Below are 23536 nucleotides of genomic sequence, written 5' to 3' on the forward strand. Positions count from 1 at the left end.
GCCGCCCAGCCGATTTACTACTCATGCTAGTAAGTCATCCTGTCGGGCATCGCGACCTCGACGCCCGACCGGACCATGTGTGTCAGGAGCCGACGACATCGCAGCCGGCGGCGTCGATCGCCGCCCTGACGAGCTCCTCGTCCACAGGACCGTCGGTCAGGATGCTGATCTTCGCCTCCCTCGGGTTCATGTCCACACCGACGACACCCGGCACCTGGATGAGCTCGGACTTGATTCCGGCGAGACAGTGGCCGCAGCTGTCCGGAGACAGCCCCGTGACGATGTAGGTGATCAGACTGTAGGCAACGGTGATCATCCCGTTCCTCCTTGCGCTTCATGCGTACGAAGATCAGGCAGATGACTCGAGTCCGCCCTCGTGAGAGATCTTCGCGGAGTTGGAGCGCCTTGCGGAGCTGTGGAGGCTTCGGGGTCACGCCATGGCGAGAAGAGGACATCTCCTACTGTTGGTCGTATGTCCGACCAGACCGGCTCCTCCCCTGTGGACGACGATCGCCACGCCCAGGCCCTGTACCAGCGCATGCATGCCAGAGGCGAGTCGCTCGCCGCCGCGTCGGCCGCGCTCGCCCTGACCCCGGTCGAGGAGTCCCGCGCACGGAACCGACTGGTACGGCTCGGCCTGCTCAATCCCGAGTCGGAGCTGACCGTCGAGACGACGGCGGCCCTGATGCTCAGCCTGGAGCGCGGCCATCGGGCCCTGGACAAGCTGGTCCAGCAGCACGTCATGACAGCGGCCGTGGCCAGGAACTACCTGGGACTGGCTGCCGGGGACGGCGACGACGTCCATGTGGAGTTCTACGCGCGTGAGGAGCACACGACGCGGCTCGCCCAGCGGCTGGATGATCTGGCCACGACGGTACGGCACGAGGTCGTGGCGCTGCACCCGCCGGCCAACTGGGATCCCCGCAGGATGGGGGCCGTCTACGAGCGCGACAGGATCCACGTGACCAAGGGTGTCCGCGTGCGGTCGATGCACGCCCAGATCGCGCTGGCCGACCCTCCCATGCGGGAGCTCCTGCGAGCGCGGGCGGCGCGCGGGGTCGAAGTCAGGGTCGCCCCGGTCATTCCCACCAGGATGCTGGTCTACGACCGGCGTCTGGCGATCGTCCAGGCTGATCCGGACGACCTGGACGCGGGTGCGGTGCTGATCCGGAGCGCCAACGTGGTCAGGTCGCTGGCGGCGATCTACGACTACCTCTGGATGACGGCGTCCGAGCTCGATGACGTGCCCCGCTCGGCGGACGGCAGCACGCTGACGGAGCAGCAACGCGCGGTGCTCCGCATGCTGGCGGAGGGGGCGAAGGACGACGCCATCGCCCGGAGCCTCGGTGTGTCGACGCGTACGGTGACACGGGTGGTCGGCGAGCTTTCCACGATGCTCGGGGCGGGCAGCCGGTTCCAGGCAGGTGTGCGCGCCACCCGGCTGGGCTGGCTCGACTGACCGCCCGGAAGGAGGACGGAACCGCTGGTTACCACCGGCGGCAGGGGTAGTCGCGTTCCTGCCGAACCGGGCTCGCGCGTCACGAATCGTCGGCGGACAGCAGCCGGGCCAGGGTGTCCAGACCGTGGTGGAGCCGGCGGAAATAGGTGGCCCTGCTGATGTGGAGCTGCCGGGCGAGCTGCTGGTGCGTGCGCGGTCTGCCCAGGTAGTAGTGCCGCAGGATCCACCCCGCCTCGGTGTCCTCCGGTGCGTCGCCGTCCTCCAGGGTGCGCACCGCGTCGCGCAGCCACTCCTGCAGGTCCTTCACCGTCGCCGTGCGTGCGCAGGACAGCAGCGGGCTGTCGGCCAGTCTGGCCTGGTCACGGATGTGGGTCAGGGCCCAGCCCACCTCCCGGCCCGTCGGGCCCTGGGCGGCGCCCCCGTCCGGGGCGGGGACGAGCCGCTCCACCCAGTCGGACAGCGCGTCCTGGCCGAAGTCCTGGCTGTAGATCTCGGGCCTGCGTCCGCACCGGTAGATGTCGTCGGTGGTCGTGCCGTGCCGCCGGAACCGCAGACCGTGCAGGAGCCGCTGGTAGACGGGGTTCGGCGTGGAGACCGTCAGCAGGACGCCGCGGGAGCGGACCTGGTGCAGCAGGTGGCGCAGCAGGAAGGCGTGCAGGCCCGCCTCGGGGCAGTAGGCGGCCCCGAGGACCAGGCTGCCGGCGCCCCGAGGCCGGTCGAAGAGCCCGTCGGTGTGTTCCTGGAGCAGCGACTCCACGCTGGTCGCGGTGCGCTCGGTGACGTGGAGCAGGCCGATGAGGCCGGCGGACCGGCCGTCGCCGTCCTTCAGCAGATGGAAGCCCGAGGGGTCGTCGCGCAGCCATTGCTCCACCATGCGGTCGGTTCGCCGGGGGTCCAGCCCTCCGTGCCGGGCCCAGCGGTGCATCAGCTGCCCGATGTCGTCGGCGTCCCCGGGGTCGGCGGTGTGGACCAGACCCGTGGGCAGGCCGGCGGGGAACCTGGCGGGAAACAACGTCTCGCGCACGGCCGCGTCGTCGGACAGCGCCATGACGCCCTCGGCGAGGCGGCTGCGGTACTCGGCGCTCGGCTCGGTGGCCACCAGGCGCTTGCGGTAGGCCAGCGCCCGGGTCCGCGTGCCGCGGTGGGCGGCCGGTTGCCGCCACCGGTGCGCCAGCTCGATCACCGTGCGGAACGGCTCGGCCACGGCGAGCCCGAGCTCGGTGCGGGTGACGACGCTGAGCCCGCCGAGGGCGTCGAACAGCTCCGGGTCGACCTTCAGCAGCGCCTCGTCGCCCGACCACACGGTGGCCAGCCGGTCCAGTGCGCCCCGCCAGCGGGCAGCGGGCGACTCGCGCGACAGCCGTTCGACGATCTCCCGGGTGACCTGGTCGGCCACCGCCCCCGCAACGTGCGGGGAGGCGCCTGCGTGCAGCGCCCGGCATGCCGCGCCGGCGATCAGCGGGTTGCCTGCGGCGAGGCGGACGACCAGGTCCCGGCTTCGCGGGGCGTGCAGCTGCGCGTCGGCGGCCAGCTTCCTGATCCGCTCGTCCTGCCAGGCGGAGACCGTGAGGACCGTGACTCCCGACAGGGTCCAGGCCGGGTGGGCCAGCAGCGAGCGCCTGCTCACGATCAGAACCGGCCTGCCGTGCTCCGGCCGCCGGGTCCGCACGGCCTCCAGCGCGGACAGCGCTGCCTCGCTGTCGGCGCCGTCGAGGGCGAGCGGTGTCCTGGTCTGTTCGGCGAGCGCGGCCGGTACGGCCTGCCGGGTGCCCGGCTGCGACAGATCCAGCACCGGCACCGAGGTCAGGCTCGACACGAGCCGGGACTTGCCGATGCCGAGGGGGCCCGTGAGGTTGACGAGCGCGTGCCTCGTCAGTGCCTCCCGCAGGACGTCCGGGGTCACGCCCGGAGCGGGCCCGGCCTCTGGTGTCTCTGCCATCAGATCTCCTTGCACTCCTCGACGAACGGTCCGTCGCCGCACGTGGCGAACACCTCATCGACCCGGCGACGCGGCGAGGAACCGGGCTGCGGCCCTCGTGAGACTGTGAGACTCCCGTGAGACTTGGTTTGTTTGCTTCCCGACTAGTTTGTCCTCCGTGGTCACCAGGCACGCGGGACCGAACGCGCGGGGGGAAGACATGCAGGGCCACACCATGTCCGTACTCGGCCTGACCGGAACCGAGGAGGACGTGTACCGCCACTTCCTGCGCCATCCACGCACGCCCGCACGCGACATCCGCGAGGTGTTCTCCTTCGACGAGGAGAGCGCGACGCGGGCGCTCTCGCGCCTGCGCGACCTGCGGCTCCTGCACGGGGACGACGAGAGCACGTGGGCGTCGGAGCCCGAGGTGGCCGTGCCCCGGCTGATCGAGGAACAGCTCGAGGCGATGCACCGGACGATGCGCCGGCTCGTGGACCCCTGGCCCATCGTGCGTTCGCTGCAGCGCGACCGGCAGGACCCGGTGCCGGGGCTCTCCGGGACGGCCGACGGCGCGGGCGTCGCGCTCCGCCGGCTGGAAGACGCGCGGGAGGTACGCGCCCACATCGACCAGCTGGCCTTCAGCGCCCGGGACGAGGTACTGGCCGCCGAGCCCTACGACACGCTGTCACCGCGGGACATCGCGCACGGGCGGCCCGTCGACGCCCGCTGTCTGCGGCGCGGCGTGCGCATCCGGAACCTCGTGCGCGCCTCCGCCCTGGAGGATCCGGCGACCCTGGGCTATCTGCGGGAACTGCACGCCGACGGTGCGCAGATCAGGGTCGCGGACGAGTTGTCGGACCTGATGCTGGTCTACGACCGACGCACGGCGCTCCTCCCGATCGACCTCCACGACACCGGCAGGGGCGCCCTTCGCATCGAGGAGAGCACTCTGGTGGGCGGCGTCATCAGCCTGTTCGAGAGGCTGTGGGCGGCGGCGACGGACCTCGCCGAGCTGACGGCCCCCGACGCCGGGCGGGTCATCCAGCTCTCCGAGACGCAGCTGCGGGTGCTGACCTGTATGTGCACCGTGAGCAAGGACGAGGTGGGCGCCCGGCGGGCCGGCATGTCGCTGCGCACCTACCGCCGGCACATAGCGGATCTGCTGCGGGTGCTCGACGCGGGTAGCCGCGCGCAGGCGGCGTTGACCGCGCGCGAGCGGGGCTGGGTGTGACCGCGTGGTACGGCCCGCTCGATGGGTCTCACCGTTCGTGATCAGCGGATTCGTACGGCAAGGCGCGGGCCTGACAAGCGGTGCGAGGTTCTTTCACACAGATCGTCACCCGCGCACGGCCTTTCTCCGTTATCGTCACTCGCGCATCATCGGCAAAGTCCGTCATGATCGGGAGACTTCATGCGCGCGGTCCTCTCCGCTGCTGCGGCGGCCTTCACCCTCCTCCTCACCTGCATGGCCGCCCCTTGGCCTGCTGCCGCCTCCACCGCGGCCCTGCCGGGCGGCAAGGCGACCTATGTCGTCTCGCAAGGACACCTGAAGGCCGCATCCAGCCAGAACTGGGTACGGCTCGGCAGCTACCGCTTCGCCGCCGACGGCACGGTGACCGCGGCTCTGTATCTGTGGTGGCAGCGCCATCCCGAGGCCAGGCAGCCCACCGGCAACACCCCCGACTCGGGCTGCACCACCAGGGCAGGCGGTTCCCGCTCGCTCCCCCGTACCTGCGAGGTGCTCACCGCCGGGGGTTTCACCGGCTCCCCCGACGAGAACCGCACCGGAACGTACACCGTGTCGGGCAACGTGGTGAGCATCCGGTGGAAGATCGCCCAGACGTGGACCGAGCAGTGGTACGTGCGGCCCTCCCCCGACGGCGCTCTGGCCCGCCTGGACCTCAAGTCCAGCACGCTGGCCACCCACGGTTACGGCTACGGCAGCAACGCGGCGCTCGGCACCCGGCGCGCGATGAGTTCGGTGAAGGCGTTCGCCGGCACTCTCAGGCAGGACCTGACGAGCTGGGCGGGCGGCAGGATCGTCGCCACCGGTGGTCAGAGGTTCGCTCATTCCTCCTTCCGCGCCTGTGCCGACACCACCTGGTGCCTGACCTACCTGCAACCGTCGTCCGCGGGCGCCTGCCAGAAGTCGGGCGGATGCCCCAGGTACGGAGGCGGGACGAAAGCGAACGTGAGTTCCATCCAGTACTACCTCACGAAGATCTCCAACTCCGATCGCCGCGACACGTTGTGGCACTGGTGCACCTGTCTGGCGATGGAGCGCGGCGAGTTCTGCTACACCGGCAACTCCCACGTCAAGCCGCTCATGCAGATCATCGACGACAAGGGAGCCTTCCGCGGATGGGTCGGCGCGGAGGCCTCGTTCTCGACCGGTTCCAGGGGCGCGGACATGCTGGCGGTGTTCCGCATCACCGACTTCCGCTGACCGGAGGGAGCGGCCCGCACGATCTCCGCGTGACCCCTGGGGGCCGCCGTGGCCGCCGAGTAGGCTCGGGTCCAGCGGGTCGCCTCGCTGGCCGACGAAGGCCGCACCGAGGAGAGCCGCCGCACCTACGCGCGGGCGGCCGAGGTGTTCGAGGCGATCGGTGACACCGAGGCCGGAAGCCGCTGCCGCCACGCCGTCTACGTCTCCCAGCCGGCCGCGGTCGCCGACCTCATCCGCCAGGCCGCCGCCTGACGACCGGCGCACCTGGCGGGATCGCGCCGCCCGGACACCGGGTCATCACGATCGGGCGCGCGTCTCAACTCTGTTTTCTCGCCGGTCAGCCGCTGTCCAGACCTGTCCGGTGTCCGGTCGTTGTCCGCATCCGCCGTCCACGGGTGGTGGACACCCCGCCGGCCTTCCGAAAGTGATCTCACGCCGATCAAGGCACACCGTCCCGACCCGACAGGAGTCACGCAGTGAGATCTCTTCAGCGCATCGCCGCCCTGGCGAAACACGCAAGGGCCGCTCATGCCGTGCCGGCAACGATCAAGCGAGACGAGAGGAACGGAGGAACGAAGCGCGCTTTCGCCGTCCTGGCGGCCGTCTTCGCGATGACGCTGGGGCTCGGAGCACCCGCCCAGGCCGAGAGCGTCACAGCCGCACCGGACGCCTCACACCAGTACTGTGCGGCCACGACGGACGATCTCTCCAAGGTCAGGTGCTTCACATCCGCCAAGGCCCTCAAGGCCGCCAAGGCGGCTGAAACCATCTACGGCGAAGTCCTGTTCGACAAGTTCAACGGCGGCCAGTTCTACGTCTGGGCCAGAAACCCCTGCTACACGCTCAACCAGGGCCCGGTGCAGGATGTCAACCTCGCTACGTGGGACAACAACACGGCCTCCCGAGGGCTGATGACGGCGCTGTCCGGGCCGAACACCTGTAACCGGTGGATGGCCTGGAGCCTGCCCGGATGCGGCGGCACCTCGCTGGGATGGGGCTCGCCCGGCGTCTGGGCATCCGCCGGGATCAATCGGATGATGTGCGTCCGCTTCTGGCGGGCCTAGAACGCGGAGGGGTGGTCGCCCGCCGTCCGGTGCCTTCCACCCCCGGCTGACGACCACCTGGCCGGCGCCGCCCTCGGCGGCGCCAGGCTGCTGCCCGAACGGATCTGGCAGTCGGTTCGCGGCCCGAACTCCTGACGGGCGGGTCGACCGCGCCTGAGGCTCAGCCCTCGGGCGGGGCGGCGAAGGGGGCCAGGTCGGCAGGGGTCACCGCGGTCAGGCGACCGGTGCGCACGTCATCCAGGACCGAGGCCACCCAGCCGGCCTCCGCGGCGGCCATCGTGCGGAGGTACTCGATCTCGATCACCGTGATCCGGGGCAACCGGCGCGCGGCATCCGAGCCCAGGCTCGCGTCCAGGGCCGCCAGCCGTTCGGCCAGCGCGACGGCCCGTTTCTCCAGCACCGCCGTCATCTCCGCCGGCGAGAGCATGAGCAGGTGCGCCAGGCCCACGGCGAACTCGGGGAACTCCTGCCTGGGCACGCCGAGCATCTCGTGCAGCCACCGGCGCGTCGCCTCCCGCCCCGCGTCCGTGATCTCGTAGACGGTCCGCTCGGGGTAGAGCTGGTCGCGCTCGGTCTCCTTGACGGTGACCAACCCGCCGGCGAGCAGCCGGTCGATCGTGCGGTACAGGCTCGACCGCTGCCCGACGTTGACCACCTGGTCCTTTCCGTACTCCTTCAGCAGCCGCTGGATCCGGTACGGGTGCAGCGGCCCGCCGTGCAGGAGCGCGAGCACGGTCAGACCGAGTGGCGAAGACTTCATGGCCCTGATCTTAGCAACTAGTTGACGTGAAACTAGTTGCACTGCAACTATCAGAGCCATGGACACCCAGGTACTGATCGTCGGAGGCGGCTACGCAGGCCTCGCCTCCTCACTGTTCCTGTCCCACCAGGGAGTGCGTTGCCTCCTGGTGGACCGGCATCCCGGCGTCTCGATCCTCGGACGGGCACGCGGGATCAACCCCAGGACCACGGAGATCTACCGCCCCCTCGGCCTCGGCGCGGCGATCAAGGCCGCGGGCAGGCCGTTCGACGAGGAGTCGGGCGTGGCCCGCTGCACCACGCTGGCGGACGAATGGCACTGGATCTCCGACGAGAAGTCACCGCGCGCGCTGCCCGAGCTGACGGCCGGCGAGTTCGGCATGGCCGACCAGAGCACGGTCGAGCCGATCCTGGCCCGGGCCGCCCGCGACAGGGGCGCCGACCTCCGTTTCAACACCCGGTGCGTCTCGGTCGAGCCGGACGCCGACGGGGTCACGGCCGTCATCGAGGACCGCGCCACCGGCGAGCGGCAGACGATCAGGGCCGGCTACCTGATCGCGGCCGACGGCTATCGCGGGCGGATCAGGGAGCAGCTGGGCATCGAGCGCACCGGGCTGGGCGTGCTGCGCCATTACCTGTCCTTCGTCGTCAAGGCGGACCTGTCGCAGATCATCAGGAAGCGCGCGCTGTTCTGGATCATCGGCGGTCCTGGCGCCGCGGCCTCCGGAGCGTTCGCCGGCCACGCCGTGCCCGGCCAGTGGGGTATCGGGCTGACCTACGACCCCGCTGTGGAGTCGCCCGACGACTACCCGGACGAGCGGCTCGCGGCCACGGCCAAGCAGCTGATCGGCCGCGACGTCCCCGTCGAGATCCTGGACCGGGCAGCCTGGGTGGAGGCGGTCGGCGTCGCCGACCGGTACCGCCACGGACGGGTCTTCCTGGTCGGCGACGCCGCGCACGTGTGGCCGGCCGCCCAAGCGATGGGCGCGAACTCGGCGGTGCAGGACGCCCACAACCTGGCCTGGAAGCTCGCCATGGTCCTCGCCGGCGACGCGGGTGACGAACTGCTCGACACCTACGAGGCCGAGCGCAGGCCCGTCGCGCTCGAACTGGCCGACCTCACGGTGCGCAGCCAGGCGGCCAGGTTCGGGCCGAACCCCGAGGACGATCCGGTGGACCCGATCATGTGCGTGCTCGGGCAGCGCTACCGGTCCACCGCGATGGTCGGGGCCGAGCACGGGTCGGTCTTCGGCGAGAGCGTCGAGCAGTACGCCAGGCCGGGCACCCGTGCTCCGCACCTCTGGCTGGAGCGGGACGGCCGCAGGATCGGCGTGCACGACCTGTTCCACGACTCCTTCGTCCTGCTCACCGGGGCGGAGGGCGAGCAGTGGACGCGAGAGAAGGCGCACGTGCCGGTGCGCGCCTACCGCGTCGGGGTCGACCTGCTCGATCTCGACGCGGCCTGGCAGTCACGGTACGGCCTGGGCGAGAGCGGCGCGGTGCTGGTGCGTCCCGACGGCTATGTCGCGTGGCGCAGCGACTCCTCCGCCATGAGCCCCGCCGACGCCCTCCGTCAGGTGCTGGCCGCGGACAGGCGTGGCGGTCGCCAGTCGGCGGCGACCCCGACGCCGGCCTGAGCACCCCTGGCCGGGCCGTCCGGTCCGCCGCCGCCCGGACCAGCCGGTCCAGGCGGGCCCTCTCCGCGGTCGCCGCCCGATGCGTCGCCGGGTGGGCGACCTGCGCTGCTTCCCGCCGCCGTCGGTCCGCTCCTGCTGGTGGCGCTGGGCACCACGCCGGACGCCGGCACACCTGACGGTGCGGCGCGCCTGGACACCGTCCGGGCACTGACCCAGACGTACGACAGGTGGGGGCACGCCAGTGCGGTCTTCTTCTGCCTCAGCGTCCTGCTCCTCAACCACCTGCTGTACCGGTCAAGGCTCGTCCCTCGGTGGGTGTCCGGCTGGGCGCTCGTCGCGGTGGCACCGTACCTGGCCGGAAGTCTCCTCGTCATGTTCGACCTGCTCGCCGCGTCCTCGGCGGCCTACGCCGTTCTGGTCGTCCCCCTGGCGCTGAACGAGATGGTGCTGGCGGTCCGGCTGCTGGCGAAGGGGTTCAGCACGCCGTCGTCGCCGCTCACCGCCCAGGTCGCCGGCACCGGCGGCGCCGCGTGACGTGGTGCGGAGGAGGGTGTCCGCCGGGGGCGGGCACGGCTGCCGTCAGCGCCAGAACCTCGCCTCCGGGTAGCGGCGCGAGGCCCGGTCGAGCAGCGGCCGCGACTGCTTGCGCAGGTGCAGGTCGAAGAAGGCGCCGACGTACGTGCGCAGGACCTCCACGGTCCGCGGACCCGAGAGCGAGGAGTCCAGCTTGAGTCCGAGCTGCTGGGCGAGGAGCGGATAGTCGCAGAACGACCGGTGTTCCATGCCGTCGAAGGTGATCCAGCGCTTCCAGCCGGGAACTGCCGCACTCCCCGGGCGAGTCCGGCGCTGGGTGCCACGCGGACGCTAGGATGCCGCCGTGTCCCAAGAGACGTTGATCGTGGCGGTCGCCCAGACTTCGGCCCGCCTCGGTGACGTGACCGCCAATGCTCACGCGGCGGCCACGTCAATCCCCGTGGCCGTCGAATCCGGGGCGAAGCTTCTCATCTTCCCCGAGCTCTCCCTCGTCGGCTACGACCTCGACCTCCTGGACGACCCGGCGGCGTGGGTGACCGAGGACGACCCACGACTCGACGTCGTCCGGCAGGCCGCGCGGGACTGCGGGGTGACCGCGGTGGTGGGCGCGGCCTACCGCCGGGCCGACGGCACGGCGTGGATCGCCTCGCTGGCGGTGCGTCCGGACGGAAGCATCCATGCCTACGGCAAGCAGAACCTGCACGGCCGCGAGCGTGATCTCTTCCAGCCCGGTGAGCCGGGTGCGCTTCTCGACGTCGACGGCTGGCGGGTCGCCCTCGCCATCTGTTACGACGCCGGCGTGCCGGCCCACGCCGAGGACGCGGTCCGCCGAGGTGCGGAGGTCTACGCCGGATCGGTCCTGTACACGCTCGCGGAGGCGCGGCGGCTGGACCTCCATTTCGGGGCACGCGCCATGGATCACCGCATGTTCGCGATCGCCGCCAACCACGCCGGCACGGGGCCGGGCTGGGTCTCGTGCGGTGGCAGCGGGGTCTGGCACCCGGACGGGACCCGGCTGACGCAGGCCGCGACCGGCCCGGGGCTGGTCACCGCGGCGCTGTCGCGCGGCGAGCTGCTCGCCTTGCGCGACAGGGACGCGCTGGCGGGCTACCCGCGCGGCACGGTTCCCGACGCCTCGCCCGCGTAGGGGGCCGAGATCGTCAGCGGCCGGCCGAGCGCCGCAGCTCGTCGAGGATCTCGAACTCCTCCGCCGTCAGGTCGGCGGCCACGCTCAGCCTGCCCGTGGACGTCTCGAGCTCGATGGGCGGCGGCCGCTCGGCGTTCTCCGGCACGACCTCGAAAAGCGGCTTGTGTTCGGGGTTGCTCACTGTCCCAGCATGCCACGGGATCACTGACGGGGTCGCCGGCCGGCCGGGCCAGGGAGCCGCGTGATGGGGACCGTCGGACGGCACCGCCCCGCCGCCGCACTCGATGTGATCAAGGCAGGGCGAGGCGGTGAGGGCATCTCCTGACGGCGTCCGTGGCGGCCGGGCCAGGCGGGCCGGATCCGTCAGGTGCAGGTGACGCTGTACGTGACAGGTTCGGAAACCGCCGTGTTGGGCGCGACGACCTGAAGGTAGCCGGTCACTCTTCCGCCGGTGGACTGGACGGCGCGCCAGTCCTTCCACTCCACCGTCCTGGTGAGCGGGCCGCCCTCGGGGAAGGCGATCCGCTCGGTCGGGCTGCTGGTGTTGTTCTCGAAGCGCCAGGCGTACTCGACCGGCACCGACGTAGGCGCGGACACGGTGATCGTCGCGGTGGCCTTCAGGTCGACGGGGCAGGCGCCCGTGTGGTTGGACGGCGTGATGGCAGGGTTCGTCACCGACGTCACCTTCCCGCCGGTGTTGGGCGCGGGCGGCTTGCCGTTGCAGGTCAGGGAGTACTCGCCGGGCTCGCCCTGAACCTTGGCGGGGCCGGTGACGTCCAGCCATACCTTGGCCGCGTGGCTCTTGGAGGTCATCCAGGAATGGGCGGCACGCTGTGTCCCCGGCTCGGTGAACCGGAGCTTCTCCTCCTGCCAGTAGCCGCCGTCGTCCCAGCGCCACCGGTAGGTCACGGTCAGCGGGTAGGTCAGGCCCTTGGGGGCGGTGACCGTCGCCGCTGCGGTGAGCTGGTAGGGGTTGGCGGTCGTGCAGGCGCCCGGTTCGCGGCTCCACGTGGTGACGGCCGCCTTGGACACGGTGAGCTGGGCCGGCTCCTCGCCCTTGCAGGTGACCGACCAGGTGATCGGCGCCGAGTCCTTCCAGTGGCCGTAGTCGTCGCCGGTCGCGACGGCGAACGCGGTCGATCCCGTTGTCGTGCCGTTCTCGACCCAGTCCCTGGTGTAGGTCCTGGTCCCGGAGATCCTCTCGGAGGTGGCGGCCGTGCCCGGGTACTTCCAGTAGTGCCAGACCACCGCCGGCCCGCCCGTCACGGTGATCGTCGCCGTGGTCCGCACCGTCACGGGGCAGGCCCCCGTGTACGGCTGGGCGGGCGAGGCCACCTTGGTCTCGGAGAAGCTGATGTCGACGCACGCGATCGTGAACTTCACCGGTTCGGTGCGGGCCAGAGCCGGCGAGGTGACCTCGACCCAGGCGGATCCGCCGCTCGTCCTGGACGGATCGGCGACCGGCCAGGCGAGGGTGAGGTCCCTGGTGAGGTCGGTGCCCTTGATCTCGATCTCGCCGGGGACCGTGGTCCCGTCGCTGCGGACCCACCTGTAGGTGACCTTCGCCGGCTTCGACACCGCGAGGGTCGCGTGGAAGGTGAACTGCAGGGGCCTGGTGCAGGAGCCCTGGTAGCCGGCCGGGCTCACCCACGGGTTGGCCGCCTTCACGACGACCGGGGGCGGCGTCGGGTCGGTCGCGCAGGTGACGCGGTACGGGGCCCTGTTCGAGGTGCTCAGCACCCTGCCGTCCGGGCCCAGGATCTCGATCCAGCGCGTACCCGACTGACTGGTCAGGAAGGTGCGGCTGGAGGTGACCGTACGCGTGGAGGCGTCGGAGAACCACAGCCGCTCGGTGCCGAGCGCGCCGCCGTCGCTGTCCACCCATCGGTAGGAGACGGCCGCGGGCACCCGGGAGACGGTCAGCCTGCCGGTGAAGCGCAGCGTTCCGCCGCCGACCGGGCACTTCCCTGCGTAGTCGTCGCCGGTGGCCTCGGCCGACGCCGTGGGCGCCGGCGGCGCCTGTCCTGGTCGCCCGGAGACGCCGACGTCACGCAGGCCGGCGCCACAGGAGACCGTGTAGTAGGCGCGCTTGGAGATCAGCTTCTTCGGGCTGAGCACCTGGACGGCCTGCCAGCCCCGGGCGCTGCCGGTGAAGGAGCGCCGTTCCCGCAGCGTCACCTTCGCTCCCGCGCGGACGGTCTTCACCGCGCTCTTGCTTCCGTCGCTGCGGATCCAGCGGTACGTCAACCGGTCGGCCCCCTTGACCGTGACGGCCGCGGAGAACACGGTCGAGACCGGGCACTGCTCGCCGCCACGGGCCGGGGAGGCCTTGACCGCGGCGATCCTGACCATGGGGTCCGCCGCCGCGTTCGCGGGAGCGGTGAATGTCCCCGCCGACAGGCAGAGAGCGGCGGCCGTCGCCACGGCACTCCGCCACCATAGGTTCTTCCTCACGCAAACTCCGATTCAGTGATGTAGCGCGCGTAGTCTGGTCAACGCGACTTGCGGGAGAGTGGGAAACGGCTGCAAACGTCACCGCCCCGCCGCCGGCGGCCTGCCGCCGGGATCACGCCGCGGCGCGCACGCGCTGCAACGTGCGCACGCCCGCGACCGCGAGCGGCAGGAACAGCAGGCTGAAGGCGCCGCCCACCACATACGTCAGGTCGATCGGGATGAACATCATCGCGACGAAGGCGCCGAGGTAGACGGCGGTCAGCCACCAGCCGACGACACCGGCGCGGGCGAGCCCGGCGCACACGGCGAGCAGGCCCAGGAAGGCGAACATCTCGGTGCCGCTCCACAGGGGCATGAACGCCGACCCGTCCACGGTGTCCGAGATCCGCACCGCGACGTCGAGCGGGAGCTGCCGGCCGAGGACCATCCGCCACCAGTCGTCGCGCACGGCGCCGGACACGTTCAGCAGCCCGAGGGCGGCGGCCAGCGCGCCGAACAGGGTCAGCCACCGCCCCTTCCTGCCGCGGACGAGCCCGGGCACGACCATCGCGCCCAGCGCGCCGGTGATCAGGCCGTAGTGCAGCAGGATCGCCGACAGCTCCGTCAGGAAAGCGTCGCGGGCCAGCGAGGTGATGTAGTCCATCGTCGAGTCGGAGTCCTGCGGCGGGCAGGTCATCATGCCGGCGAGCATGAGCAGGGGGCAGGCGATCAGGGCGGCACCGCCGGCGCGTCGCAGGAACCGGCCGGCTCGATCGGCGGGCTCGGCAAGCGCGGGCCCGGCGGCCGTCGCGCTGTGGGCAAGGGGGGTCATGTCGTACCTCCGGGCTTCGGTGTCGTTGGCGAAGGAACTCTCTCGCCGGGACGCCAGGCGGCGCGTCAGCCATTGCGTATCGTGACGGGTCCACGCGTCGGTGGACCGGCTCTGACGCGGGTCCACCGTTCGAGGGACCCGGTGAGCGGCAGCGGTCCGCCATCCGGCGGACTCGGCGGCCATCGGGCGTGATTACCATCTGTAGCCATGACGATGACCCGGCTGAGGGACGCCCGCCTCATCCCGCTGGTGTTCGGCCCGCTGATCGGCGTCCTGTCCGTCGTGGAGACGAAGCTCGACGACTTCTTCGGCGCCAGCGCCGCGGCCACCTGGGTCTCGGGGATCGTGCTCGGCGTCGGCGTGGTGCTCGCGACCTGGTATCCGCTCGCCGGTGCGGCCGTCGCGGCCATCTGCTTCCCGGTCGGCGTGGTGGCCTTCGACGCGCCGGGTGCCGGCGGTGCGGCGATGATCGGCCTCATCGGGGCGGTCGCCTGGGCCGGATGGCGGGAGCCGCCGCGGCGTTCGGCCGTCGCGCTGTGCGTCGCGGCCGTGTCCTTCGCCGGCACGTCGGTCGTCGGCGGCCAGTCGGTGTGGGAGCTGTTCTTCGTGCCGGCGATCCTGCTGCCGGGCTGGTACATGGGGCTGCTCGCGCGGCGCAACGGCGAACGCGCGGTGAAGCTGGCCGAACTGGCCGCGGCGCTGGACGCCGAACGGGAGGCCAACGCCCAGGCCGCGGTCGCGCAGGAACGCACGCGCATCGCACGGGAGGTGCACGACGCCGTCGCGCACTCGGTCAGCGTGATGACCCTGCAGCTGGGCGGCTTGCGCCGGCTGCTGGCCGATCGTCCCTCCGAGCAGGAGATCGTGGTCGGGCTGGAACGGCTCGGGCGGCAGACGGTCGAGGAGATGCGCGGCCTGGTCGGCATCCTGCGCGAGCGTCCCGACGGTGAGCGGCCGACGCCCGTCCCGTCGCTGTCCAGGGTCGACGAGCTGATCTCCGACGTCCGCGCCGCCGGCCTGGAAGTGCACCTGGACTCCCCCGCCGACCTGCCGCGGCTGCCGCCGGTGCTGGATCTCACCGCCTACCGGGTCCTGCAGGAAGCACTGACGAACGTGCTACGGCACGCCGGCGCGGCTCCGACCGCGGTCGCCATCGGATACACCGAGCAGGCGCTGACCCTGGAGGTGCGCAACGAACCCGGGCGGGCGGCGCGCGCATCCACCGCATCGCCCGCGAAGCGCGGCGGCCACGGGCTGGTCGGCATGCGCGAACGGCTGGCGATGGTGCACGGCAGCCTGCACGCCGCCCCCGAACCGGACGGCGGTTTCGCGGTCCGTGCCCGATTCCCGCTTCCCCGAACCCGGTAGGGACAGGCTCGGTCGCGCCCGTCCTTCCCGCTCGCCGTTCAGGCCTGCTCCTCGCCGAAGAGGATGACCTGCCGGACGGCCTTGCCGTCGGCGAGCTGGTCCATCGCCTCGTTCACCGCCGAGAGCCCGATCCTCGCCGACACCAGCGCGCCGACCGGCAGCCTGCCCTCGCGCCACATCCGGGCGAAGACGGGAATGTCACGGGAGGGGACCGCCGACCCGAGATAGCTGCCGATGATGGTCCGGCCCTCCGCCACGAGCTTGAGCGGCGAGATCGACGATCGGGCGTCGGGCGCCGGAAGTCCCACGGTGACGGTGCGGCCGCCGGGGGCGGTCGCGTCGACCGCGCTCTCGAAGGCGCGAGCGTTCCCGGCCGCCTCGATGACGACCGGCGCCTTGATACCGAGCGCGGCGACCTCGGCGGGACTGTAGGTCGCATGGGCGCCCAGGTCACGGGCGGTGGCGAGCTTGTCCGGATTGCTGTCGACGCCGACGACCGTGACGCCGTCCAGGGCACGCGCGGTGATCAGCGCGGCCATGCCCACGCCGCCGAGCCCGACGACCATCACCGTCTGGCCGGCGGCGGGTTCGCCGGCGTTGATGACCGCGCCGCCACCGGTGAGCACGGCGCAGCCGAGGATCGCGGCGACCTCGGGAGGGACGTCGTCGTCCACCGGGACGACCGAGTGCCGGTCCACGACCGCGTGCGTGGCGAAGGCCGAGACCCCGAGGTGGTGCAGGACCCTGCCGCCGTTCCGGTGCAGGCGGACGCCACCGGTCAGCAACCTCCCCTCGTTGTTGGCCGCGCTGCCCCGGACGCAGGGCGTCACGCCGTCGGTGGCGCAGCCCTCGCAGGCGCCGCAGCGGGGCAGGAAGGTCATGACGACCCGCCGGCCGACGGCGATGTCGTCGACACCGGCGCCGGCCTGCTCGACCACGCCGGCCGCCTCGTGTCCCAGGAGCATGGGTACGGGGCGCACCCGGTTCCCGTCGACGACCGACAGATCAGAGTGACACACGCCGGCCGCCTCGACCCTGACGAGGAGCTCGCCGGGGCCGGGCGGGTCGAGGTCGAGATCGCAGATCGTCAGCGGACGGGACTCGGCGTACGGGCGCGCCCGGCCGATCTCCTCGAGAACGGCTCCGCGGATTCTCATCACATCACCTCTCAGAGGCTCCAAGGTTGTCTTCACGATAGGTTCGGCGTGCGGATACGGCCCGGCCGGAGCCGCCGGCCGGACGCCGGGCGGCTTCCTGCCACGGCGGGGCTTCCCCACGCGAGGCGGCGCCGTGACTCTCAGGACGGGGCGGACCGGTGGTTGGCCAGCAGGACACCGGCGCCACCGAGAACCAGACCGACAACGGCGAGCGGATGCAGCACCTGGCCCACCAGGAGCCAGGCCAGCACCGCCGTCACCGAGGGAGTCAGGAAGAACACCGTGCTCACCCGGCTGGCGGACCAGCGGAGCAGCATCATGTTGAGCAGGATGAACGACGCGATGGAGTTGACCAGCACCATCCACGCGACGGACGCGCCGAACGTCGTCCAGTCCGACACCCGCGGCGTCTCGACCGCCAGGCAGGCCAGCCCGACGGCGGGGGCGCTGACGAGAAGCTGCACCGCGGTTCCGGCCCGCACGTCCATGTCGGGGACGAACCGCTTCTGGTAGAGGGTGCCGGCGCTCAGCCCGAGCAGCCCGACCAGGCACAGCGCCACGCCCCAGCCGGACAGGCTCACCCGGTCGGCCACCGCGAGGACGACGCCGGCCGCGCCGAGGGCGAAGCCGAGCCCCTGCCGCCTGGTGACCGTCTCGCCGAGCAGGCGCATGGCCAGCACGATGACCACGGGGCTGAGCCCCTGGACGAGGGAGACGACCGCGGCGGGGAAGCCCATGCCGAGCGCCGTGTAGAAGCAGCCGAACTGCAGGGCCTGGATCAGCAGCCCGGAGACGGCGATGTGCGCCGCGGCCCGGCCGCGCGGCCAGGGCGCGCGGGTGATCAGGGCGTAACCGGCGAGCAGCACCCCGGCCAGGGCGAAGCGCGCGAACATCAGCAGCAGCGGCGGAGCCGCCGCGACTCCCGGGATGCCGGCGATGAAGGCGCTGCTCCAGAGCAGGACGAACACGGCTGGCGCGACCGCCGTCAACCGCGGACCGCCGGACATCCTCCCTGCCGCCCCGCCACCCGGGCCCCGGCCCGTACCGCCGGACGTCCCCACGGGTGCCGCGTCACCGAGGCCGCGGGCCGTGCTGACCGGTGGCGGGCCAGGGGTCGCCGCCGGGGGTCCGGGCGGCGCACCGGACGGCGGCCCGGGTGGCAGTCCGGGCAGGTCCGGGGTGACCGGCGTCATCGAGTCGTCCTTCCGTGCGAAGACCCACCGGTGGGGACACACGCGGCGGCCGAGGGGCGGCTGAGGGATGGCTGCGCCCGCCCCGCACGCCCGGCGCAGCGAACGGCGGGACGGCGGGACAGCGGACGGCGGGAGGCGGGAGGTGGTTCAGGAGGCGCGCAGGGCCGACCGGCGTAGCTCCCACAGGGCCTGCTCCGAGGTGCAGACCCCGGCGGCGCCGTGGCGGAGCGCCTCGGCCACGTCCGCCTCGCCCTGGACGAACCCGGCGGCCAGGTACGGCACGCCGAGCTCCCTGGCCTGCTTCTCCACGTATCGCAGCACGACGGCGGGCATGAGCTGGACCAGATCGGGACGGGACCGGGCGATGGCCTGGACGCTGCGGTGCAGGTTGGAACGGTCGGTCACGAACACCTTCTGCATGGCCAGCAGCCCCAGGCTGCTCGCCCGCTCGACGATCGCCGCGCGGGTGGAGCAGATCCCGACCGCCCCGATCCCCTTGAGGTAGGTCAGGGCGCCGGGGTCGTGGCCGAGGCCGGGGGTCGAGTCCATGTTGACGAACACGATCTTGTTCGCGGCCAGGGTCCGCCGGACGGTCGCCTCGAGATCGCCGAGCGGGACCGAGGCGAGGATGCCCAGCGGGGTCGAGGTGGTGGTGAACCGGTCCGCCATCTCCACGCCGACCAGCGACGCCATCACGGGGTGTTCCGCGAGCGAGGCCAGCAGGCGCCGGTCAAGGGGACGTTTCGGACGAGGGTTCACTGCTCCACCTTATGCGTCAGCCGTGCGCGGTTGTGTCGGCCTGGAACCGGCTGGGCAGCCCCAGCTTCCCCGGGTTCATGATGCCCTCGGGGTCGAGGGCCTGCTTGACCGCCACCAGGGTGCCGAAGCCGCCGGCCAGCGATCGTTCGACGTACGGCGAGCGCAGCAGTCCGACGCCGTGGTGGTGGCTGATGGCGGCGCCGTGCCGGATGAGCACCTCGTTGGCGGCGTCCCAGGCGGCCCGGTACCACTCGCGGCGGCGAGCGCGTTCCACGTCGCCGCGCAGCGAGAAGTACAGGCAGGCGCCGTCGGTGTAGGCGTGCGACTGGTGGGCGGAGGCGCGCAGCGTCCCGGGGACCGCCTCGATGGCCGCCACCACCTGGTCGTAGATGGCCGTCAGCGACGACCACGGCGCGGCGATCTCGCAGGTGTCGGCGACGAAGCCGGGGCCCTTGGCGAAGCCGTCGCCGGACTTGCCGACGACCATCCGCTCGTCGAGCCACCGCGCGAGGACCGCGTCGCCGTCGAGCGTGACCGCCGCCCGCTCCTTGCAGACCTCCTCGACCACCGCCATGGTCGCGTCGACCAGCGCGGGGTCTCCCTCGTCGGCGATGAGCAGCAGATTGGTGTCCCGCTCGCCGAAGTGGGTGCCGCTCTCGTGCGCGTCGTACAGGCGCAGTACCGCGGGGGTGGCGCCGCGCTGGAGGATCTCCCTGCACGCGTCGAGCCCGGCCGCGAAGGTGTCGAAGCCGTACGCGAGCCCCACCGCGTAGCCGGGCAGCCGGTGGGTGCGCAGCCGCAGCCGGGTGATCACGCCGAGCGTGCCCTCGGAGCCGATGAACAGCTGGCGCAGGTCAGGCCCCACGGCGGCCCTCGGGTAGGTGCCGTAGCTGGCGGTGCTCCCGTCGGGCAGCACCACGTCCAGCCCGACGACCATGTCCTCGATCTTGCCGTAGCGGGTGGACAGCTGGCCCGCCCCCCGGCAGGCCGCCCAGCCGCCGACCGTCGAGATGGCGAAGGCGGACGGCCAGTGCCCGGTCGTGGCGCCGTACGTCTCCTGCAGTTCCTTCTCGAACAGGTCGCCGAACATGCCGGCCTGCACCTCGACGATCATCGACTCGGCGTCGAAGGAGATGATGCTGTTGAGCCGGCAGACGTCCAGCACGACCCCGCCGAACACCGGCAGGGCGGCGCCGAGGACGTTGCTGCGGCCCGCCGAGACCGTCAGGGGGATGCGGTGCGCGTGGCAGAGCCTGACGATCGCGGCCACCTGCTCCTCGTCGGCCGCCTCGACGATCACGGCGTCCGGCGTGGCGGGGTGACCGTCCGTCTCGCCGATGGAGGTGCCCGCCCACCAGTCGCGGGTGCGCGTGATCACCTCGTCCCGCTCGGTGTGGACGGCGGCGGCGATCGCCCGCAGCTCGGCGACGACCGTGGCGGGAACCTCGACCACGGCGGCCTGCAGGCTGGCCCGGCCCGCGCCGGGCGGGCAGTCGGCGGCCCAGCGCGGCGGGGTGGGCGCGCCGACGACGTAGTCACCCCGGTTGAACGGGTGGGTGATGGTCTGCCTGCTGATCATGAATGTGCCTCCATCAGTACGGTCTTCTCGCGCTCGATGCCGGAGATGTAGTCGTCGACCTGCCGGGCGACCTCGTCGTCGGACAGCCCGAGCTCCCTCTGGAGCAGCCGGCCGACCTCAGGGGCGGCCTTGACCGACAGGTCACGGGCGAACACCCGCATCCGGGTGCGGCGCGACAGCACGTCGTCGACGCTTCGCGCCAGCTCGCACCTGGCCGCGTAGACCACCTCGGCCCGCAGGTGGGCGCTGCCCTCGATGATCGGCTCGGCCAGGGTGGGATCCTCGCCGAGGAGGTCGGCGACGAAGCGGGCCTCGGTGCCGTAGCGCTGTCCCAGGTGGGCGCCGAGCCCTCCGGTGGCCGAGGTGGCCTCGGCGTCGTAGCCGGCGCCGCCCAGCAGGGGGAGGCGTGCCGTACGGCAGCGGGCCCTGCGGCCGAGCACCTTCAGGGCCGCGTCGACCACGAGCTCACCCATGTGGCGGCTGGTGGTGAGCTTTCCGCCGGTGACGGTGACGAGCCCGTGCGCGTCGGTCGAGACGCGGTGGTCGCGGCTCATGTCGAGCGTGGCCCCCTCCTTGCCGCCGACCAGGGGACGCAGCCCGGCGATCGAGCCGACCACGTCCTCGGGGCCGAGGTCGGCGTCGAAGGCGGTGTTGGCCCCGTCGAGGAGGTACTGCATCTCCTCCCTGGTGCACAGCACCTCATCGAGGGATCCGTCGTAGTCGGTGTCGGTCGTCCCGACCACGACCACGTCCCCCCAGCGGGTGCAGGTCGCGCGGCGGGCCCGTCCGGGGATGGGCACGGTCACGGTGCCGTCGATGGGCAGCCGCGTCCAGGGCACCACGATGTGCACCCCCTTGGCCGGACGGATCCGGGGCCGGTGGCCGGGATCCGACAGGGCGTCGAGCGCGTCCGACCAGACGCCGGTGGCGTTGATCACGACGCCCGCCCGCACGTCGATCTCGCGGCCGTCGACCTCGATCTTCGCGCCGCGCACCCGGCCGCCCTCGCGGACCAGGCCGCGGCAGGCGGCGCCGTTGATCACGGTCGCCCCGAAGTGCGCCGCGGTCCGCGCGATCGTCAGGGTCAGGCGCGCGTCGTCGGTGCGGCTGTCGTAGTAGAGCAGCCCGCCCTTGAGCTGTCCTGCGCGCAGCCGCGGGGCGCGGGCGAGGACTTCGGCGGCGCTGAGGCGCTGGTGCAGCCTGCCGATGCGCCATCCTCCCGCGAGGTCGTACGTCCACAGCAGGCCCTCGAAGGCCTTGGCGATGCGCGCGTCGAAGACGCCGTCCTGGGCGAGCACGGGGAAGACGAACGGCAGCCGCTGCACCAGGTGCGGGGCGTTGTTGCGGAACCGCTGCCGCTCCAGCAGCGAACGCCGTACCAGCGGCAGGTTGCCCTGCTCGATGTAGCGCAGGCCGCCGTGCACCATCTTCGACGACTTGGAGGACGTGCCCGACGCGAAGTCGTCCCGTTCCACGAGCGCCACGGTCAGGCCGCGGGTGACGGCGTCCAGCGCGGTGTAGCAGCCGGTGATGCCGCCGCCGACGACCAGGACGTCCACGGGCCGGGCGGCGAGCCGTTCGATCTGTTCCCTGCGGTCGAGCGCGAGCGCGGTACGGCGGATGGCGCTGTTCGTCTCTGACCTCGCCTTGCGTGCGGGAAGCCGGATCACGAGGGTGATTCCTCCTGTGCGTCGGGTTCGGAACCGCGGGAGCCCGGCGCGCCGGGGCCGGCGGTGGCGGTGTGGCGAGCCAGCAGGTCGCGCCATGCGGCGCGGGCCGCCACCCGCTCGCTCTCGGGAAGGGTGGGTTCGAAGACGGGGGCAGGCCGGAGGCCGGCGACGGCCGCCGAGACGTCCGGCCACAGCCCGGCGCGCACGCCTCCGAGGTAGGCGGTGCCGCGGAGGCTGGCGGTCTCGTGGTCGCGGGCCCGCCGTACCGGCCGGCCGATCAGGTCGGCCTGGCTGGACATCAGCACGTCGCTGCCGGCCAGCCCGCCTCCGCAGAACAGGTCGGTGACCGGCCTGCCCATGACGTCCTCCACGCCTTCCAGCAGGTCGCACACCGAGTGCGCGAAGCCGTTGAGGACGCCGCGGGCCAGCTCCGCCCTGGTCGTGGACAGGCTGAGGCCGGTGAGGACCCCCGTGGCCTCCGGCGACCAGACCGGGGTGCGCAGTCCCGCCAGTGCGGGCAGGAACATCACCCGGGTCGGCCCGGTGTGCTCGCGGGCGAGTTCGGCCAGCTGGGCCGGCGAGCCGAACAGCCCGATCTCCTCGCACAGCCAGCGCATCGCCGAGCCGGTCGTCGAGGCGTAGCTCTCCAGGCTGAACACGGAGGTGCCCCGCGACCGCCAGCCGACGAGGGTGAACACCCCCGGCACCTGGCGGCCGGGAGCGGGCGGCCGGTCGCCGGCGACGGCGTCGAGGAACGTTCCGGTCCCGTGGACGCTCGTGGCCTGGCCGGGCCGGTGGGCGCCGAGCGCGATCATCGCCGCGTGCTGGTCGCCCATGACGGACAGGATGGGCAGCCGCACGCCGAGCACGGACGGGTCGGTAACACCGAAGTCGCCGTCGTCGTCGACGATCTCCGGCAGCAGGTCGGGCGGGCAGCCGAGGAACTTCACCCACGGCTCGTGCCAGCCGCCCGTCCGCAGGTCGTAGGCGCCCACGGCCACGGCGTTCGTGGCCGACATGACATGGCGCGCGCCCCCGGTCAGCTTCCAGACCAGCCAGGTGTCGACCGAGCCGAAGGCCAGCCTGCCCTCGTCGTGGGCCCGCCGGAGGGCCGGGTCGCCGGCGACCTCCTCGGCCGCCCACAGCAGCGGCGCCCGGGAGCCGACCGGCCGGCCGGTGTGCTCGACCAGGTGCGCGTCCCACTCCGGCTCCCACTCCCGCAGCCGGGCCGCGTACCGGCGGTCCTGCCACACCACGGCCTGGCTCAGCGGGGAGCCGGTCACCGTGTCCCACAGCAGCACCGTGGCGCGCTGGGTGGCGATCGACACCCCGGCGAGCTCCACCCCGTGCGCGGTCGCCCACTCCATCGCCTCCCGGCAGACCCGGACGGTGTCCGCCCAGATCTCCGTCGCGTCCTGCTCGACCCGCAGGTGGTCGGGCGAGCGGACCGAGAGCGGCAGGTAGGCGGCAGGTGCGGCGGTGCCGTCGTCGAGGACGACGGCGGCCCTGGTGCCCGTGGTGCCCTCATCGATGCTGAGCACGCCGCGACGGCGTTGCCTTGTCATGCGCGAAGGTCCT

The 23536-nt window shown here is 72.3% G+C and carries 21 protein-coding genes; 8 read left to right on the forward strand and 13 right to left on the reverse strand.

Annotation, left to right across the window (positions count from 1 at the left end; genetic code table 11):
- Positions 1 to 82 precede the first annotated feature (82 nt).
- Positions 83 to 316 carry a heavy-metal-associated domain-containing protein gene (locus ACWENQ_RS16410; RefSeq protein ID WP_452414835.1) on the reverse strand — a complete coding sequence of 78 codons (234 nt, stop codon included), beginning with the start codon at positions 314 to 316 and terminating at the stop codon, positions 83 to 85.
- A gap of 156 nt (positions 317 to 472) precedes the next feature.
- Between ACWENQ_RS16410 and ACWENQ_RS16415 the strand changes: the two genes are divergently transcribed.
- Positions 473 to 1459 carry a LuxR C-terminal-related transcriptional regulator gene (locus ACWENQ_RS16415; RefSeq protein ID WP_452414837.1) on the forward strand — a complete coding sequence of 329 codons (987 nt, stop codon included), beginning with the start codon at positions 473 to 475 and terminating at the stop codon, positions 1457 to 1459.
- Positions 1460 to 1538: 79 nt separating this feature from the next.
- On the opposite strand, the gene ACWENQ_RS16420 is transcribed toward ACWENQ_RS16415, so the two are convergent.
- Positions 1539 to 3398 carry a hypothetical protein gene (locus tag ACWENQ_RS16420; protein WP_452414839.1) on the reverse strand — a complete coding sequence of 620 codons (1860 nt, stop codon included), beginning with the start codon at positions 3396 to 3398 and terminating at the stop codon, positions 1539 to 1541.
- Between the two features lie 214 nt (positions 3399 to 3612).
- Between ACWENQ_RS16420 and ACWENQ_RS16425 the strand changes: the two genes are divergently transcribed.
- From ACWENQ_RS16425 to ACWENQ_RS16435, 3 genes are all read left to right on the forward strand, one after another.
- Positions 3613 to 4611 carry a hypothetical protein gene (locus tag ACWENQ_RS16425; protein WP_449919016.1) on the forward strand — a complete coding sequence of 333 codons (999 nt, stop codon included), beginning with the start codon at positions 3613 to 3615 and terminating at the stop codon, positions 4609 to 4611.
- Between the two features lie 180 nt (positions 4612 to 4791).
- Complete coding sequence (locus ACWENQ_RS16430; RefSeq protein ID WP_449919013.1) at positions 4792 to 5826, forward strand: hypothetical protein; 1035 nt, start codon at positions 4792 to 4794, stop codon at positions 5824 to 5826.
- Between the two features lie 476 nt (positions 5827 to 6302).
- Positions 6303 to 6890, forward strand: a complete 588-nt coding sequence (locus tag ACWENQ_RS16435) for a hypothetical protein (RefSeq protein ID WP_452414840.1) — start codon at positions 6303 to 6305, stop codon at positions 6888 to 6890.
- 160 nt (positions 6891 to 7050) lie between these two features.
- Here ACWENQ_RS16435 and ACWENQ_RS16440 read toward each other — a convergent pair whose 3' ends face one another.
- Positions 7051 to 7650 carry a PadR family transcriptional regulator gene (locus ACWENQ_RS16440; RefSeq protein WP_452414841.1) on the reverse strand — a complete coding sequence of 200 codons (600 nt, stop codon included), beginning with the start codon at positions 7648 to 7650 and terminating at the stop codon, positions 7051 to 7053.
- A gap of 58 nt (positions 7651 to 7708) precedes the next feature.
- On the opposite strand from ACWENQ_RS16440, the gene ACWENQ_RS16445 reads away from it, so the two are divergent.
- Both ACWENQ_RS16445 and ACWENQ_RS16450 read left to right on the forward strand, forming a co-directional pair.
- Positions 7709 to 9286, forward strand: a complete 1578-nt coding sequence (locus ACWENQ_RS16445) for an FAD-dependent monooxygenase (protein WP_452414843.1) — start codon at positions 7709 to 7711, stop codon at positions 9284 to 9286.
- 138 nt (positions 9287 to 9424) lie between these two features.
- Entirely contained in the window at positions 9425 to 9820 is a 396-nt protein-coding gene (locus tag ACWENQ_RS16450) for a DUF4386 family protein (protein ID WP_452414845.1), read from the forward strand.
- Between the two features lie 45 nt (positions 9821 to 9865).
- Here the strand turns inward: ACWENQ_RS16450 and ACWENQ_RS16455 are convergent, their stop codons facing one another.
- Positions 9866 to 10069: a hypothetical protein gene (locus ACWENQ_RS16455; RefSeq protein ID WP_452414846.1), complete on the reverse strand. Its 204-nt coding sequence runs from the start codon at positions 10067 to 10069 to the stop codon at positions 9866 to 9868.
- Positions 10070 to 10163: 94 nt separating this feature from the next.
- On the opposite strand from ACWENQ_RS16455, the gene ACWENQ_RS16460 reads away from it, so the two are divergent.
- Positions 10164 to 10967, forward strand: coding sequence for a carbon-nitrogen hydrolase family protein (locus ACWENQ_RS16460; RefSeq protein ID WP_452414848.1), 804 nt, complete (start codon positions 10164 to 10166; stop codon positions 10965 to 10967).
- 13 nt (positions 10968 to 10980) lie between these two features.
- On the opposite strand, the gene ACWENQ_RS16465 is transcribed toward ACWENQ_RS16460, so the two are convergent.
- The 3 genes from ACWENQ_RS16465 to ACWENQ_RS16475 all read right to left on the reverse strand — a co-directional run bounded on the left by ACWENQ_RS16465 (position 10981) and on the right by ACWENQ_RS16475 (position 14232).
- Positions 10981 to 11148 (reverse strand): hypothetical protein, encoded by a 168-nt coding sequence (locus ACWENQ_RS16465; protein ID WP_449918993.1) that lies wholly within the window; start codon positions 11146 to 11148, stop codon positions 10981 to 10983.
- A 182-nt stretch (positions 11149 to 11330) separates the two neighbouring features.
- Positions 11331 to 13421: a hypothetical protein gene (locus tag ACWENQ_RS16470; protein WP_452414850.1), complete on the reverse strand. Its 2091-nt coding sequence runs from the start codon at positions 13419 to 13421 to the stop codon at positions 11331 to 11333.
- Positions 13422 to 13533: 112 nt separating this feature from the next.
- Positions 13534 to 14232: a hypothetical protein gene (locus ACWENQ_RS16475; RefSeq protein ID WP_452414852.1), complete on the reverse strand. Its 699-nt coding sequence runs from the start codon at positions 14230 to 14232 to the stop codon at positions 13534 to 13536.
- A gap of 207 nt (positions 14233 to 14439) precedes the next feature.
- On the opposite strand from ACWENQ_RS16475, the gene ACWENQ_RS16480 reads away from it, so the two are divergent.
- A complete protein-coding gene (locus ACWENQ_RS16480) occupies positions 14440 to 15600 on the forward strand; it encodes a sensor histidine kinase (RefSeq protein ID WP_449918985.1) in 1161 nt (386 codons plus the stop codon).
- Positions 15601 to 15638: 38 nt separating this feature from the next.
- Here the strand turns inward: ACWENQ_RS16480 and ACWENQ_RS16485 are convergent, their stop codons facing one another.
- The 6 genes from ACWENQ_RS16485 to ACWENQ_RS16510 all read right to left on the reverse strand — a co-directional run bounded on the left by ACWENQ_RS16485 (position 15639) and on the right by ACWENQ_RS16510 (position 23523).
- Complete coding sequence (locus tag ACWENQ_RS16485) at positions 15639 to 16757, reverse strand: alcohol dehydrogenase catalytic domain-containing protein (RefSeq protein ID WP_449918982.1); 1119 nt, start codon at positions 16755 to 16757, stop codon at positions 15639 to 15641.
- A gap of 140 nt (positions 16758 to 16897) precedes the next feature.
- Positions 16898 to 17764, reverse strand: a complete 867-nt coding sequence (locus tag ACWENQ_RS16490; RefSeq protein WP_452414853.1) for a DMT family transporter — start codon at positions 17762 to 17764, stop codon at positions 16898 to 16900.
- 333 nt (positions 17765 to 18097) lie between these two features.
- Positions 18098 to 18709: a glycerol-3-phosphate responsive antiterminator gene (locus ACWENQ_RS16495; protein WP_354908194.1), complete on the reverse strand. Its 612-nt coding sequence runs from the start codon at positions 18707 to 18709 to the stop codon at positions 18098 to 18100.
- Positions 18710 to 18725: 16 nt separating this feature from the next.
- Complete coding sequence (locus tag ACWENQ_RS16500; RefSeq protein WP_452414855.1) at positions 18726 to 20288, reverse strand: FAD-binding oxidoreductase; 1563 nt, start codon at positions 20286 to 20288, stop codon at positions 18726 to 18728.
- Positions 20285 to 21958, reverse strand: a complete 1674-nt coding sequence (locus tag ACWENQ_RS16505; RefSeq protein WP_452414857.1) for an FAD-dependent oxidoreductase — start codon at positions 21956 to 21958, stop codon at positions 20285 to 20287. Before ACWENQ_RS16505 ends, ACWENQ_RS16500 begins: the two co-directional genes overlap by 4 nt.
- Positions 21955 to 23523, reverse strand: a complete 1569-nt coding sequence (locus ACWENQ_RS16510; RefSeq protein ID WP_452414859.1) for an FGGY family carbohydrate kinase — start codon at positions 23521 to 23523, stop codon at positions 21955 to 21957. Before ACWENQ_RS16510 ends, ACWENQ_RS16505 begins: the two co-directional genes overlap by 4 nt.
- Positions 23524 to 23536 lie beyond the last annotated feature (13 nt).

The organism is Nonomuraea sp. NPDC004354, from assembly GCF_053602555.1.

Excerpts from the sequence above, each read along its gene's own strand:
- ACWENQ_RS16410 (WP_452414835.1), bottom strand. The coding sequence starts at position 316 with ATGATCACCGTTGCCTACAGTCTGATCACCTACATCGTCACGGGGCTG.
- ACWENQ_RS16415 (WP_452414837.1), top strand. The coding sequence starts at position 473 with ATGTCCGACCAGACCGGCTCCTCCCCTGTGGACGACGATCGCCACGCC.
- ACWENQ_RS16420 (WP_452414839.1), bottom strand. The coding sequence starts at position 3,398 with ATGGCAGAGACACCAGAGGCCGGGCCCGCTCCGGGCGTGACCCCGGAC.
- ACWENQ_RS16425 (WP_449919016.1), top strand. The coding sequence starts at position 3,613 with ATGTCCGTACTCGGCCTGACCGGAACCGAGGAGGACGTGTACCGCCAC.
- ACWENQ_RS16430 (WP_449919013.1), top strand. The coding sequence starts at position 4,792 with ATGCGCGCGGTCCTCTCCGCTGCTGCGGCGGCCTTCACCCTCCTCCTC.
- ACWENQ_RS16440 (WP_452414841.1), bottom strand. The coding sequence starts at position 7,650 with ATGAAGTCTTCGCCACTCGGTCTGACCGTGCTCGCGCTCCTGCACGGC.
- ACWENQ_RS16445 (WP_452414843.1), top strand. The coding sequence starts at position 7,709 with ATGGACACCCAGGTACTGATCGTCGGAGGCGGCTACGCAGGCCTCGCC.
- ACWENQ_RS16455 (WP_452414846.1), bottom strand. The coding sequence starts at position 10,069 with ATGGAACACCGGTCGTTCTGCGACTATCCGCTCCTCGCCCAGCAGCTC.
- ACWENQ_RS16475 (WP_452414852.1), bottom strand. The coding sequence starts at position 14,232 with ATGACCCCCCTTGCCCACAGCGCGACGGCCGCCGGGCCCGCGCTTGCC.
- ACWENQ_RS16480 (WP_449918985.1), top strand. The coding sequence starts at position 14,440 with ATGACGATGACCCGGCTGAGGGACGCCCGCCTCATCCCGCTGGTGTTC.
- ACWENQ_RS16485 (WP_449918982.1), bottom strand. The coding sequence starts at position 16,757 with ATGAGAATCCGCGGAGCCGTTCTCGAGGAGATCGGCCGGGCGCGCCCG.
- ACWENQ_RS16490 (WP_452414853.1), bottom strand. The coding sequence starts at position 17,764 with ATGTCCGGCGGTCCGCGGTTGACGGCGGTCGCGCCAGCCGTGTTCGTC.
- ACWENQ_RS16500 (WP_452414855.1), bottom strand. The coding sequence starts at position 20,288 with ATGATCAGCAGGCAGACCATCACCCACCCGTTCAACCGGGGTGACTAC.
- ACWENQ_RS16510 (WP_452414859.1), bottom strand. The coding sequence starts at position 23,523 with ATGACAAGGCAACGCCGTCGCGGCGTGCTCAGCATCGATGAGGGCACC.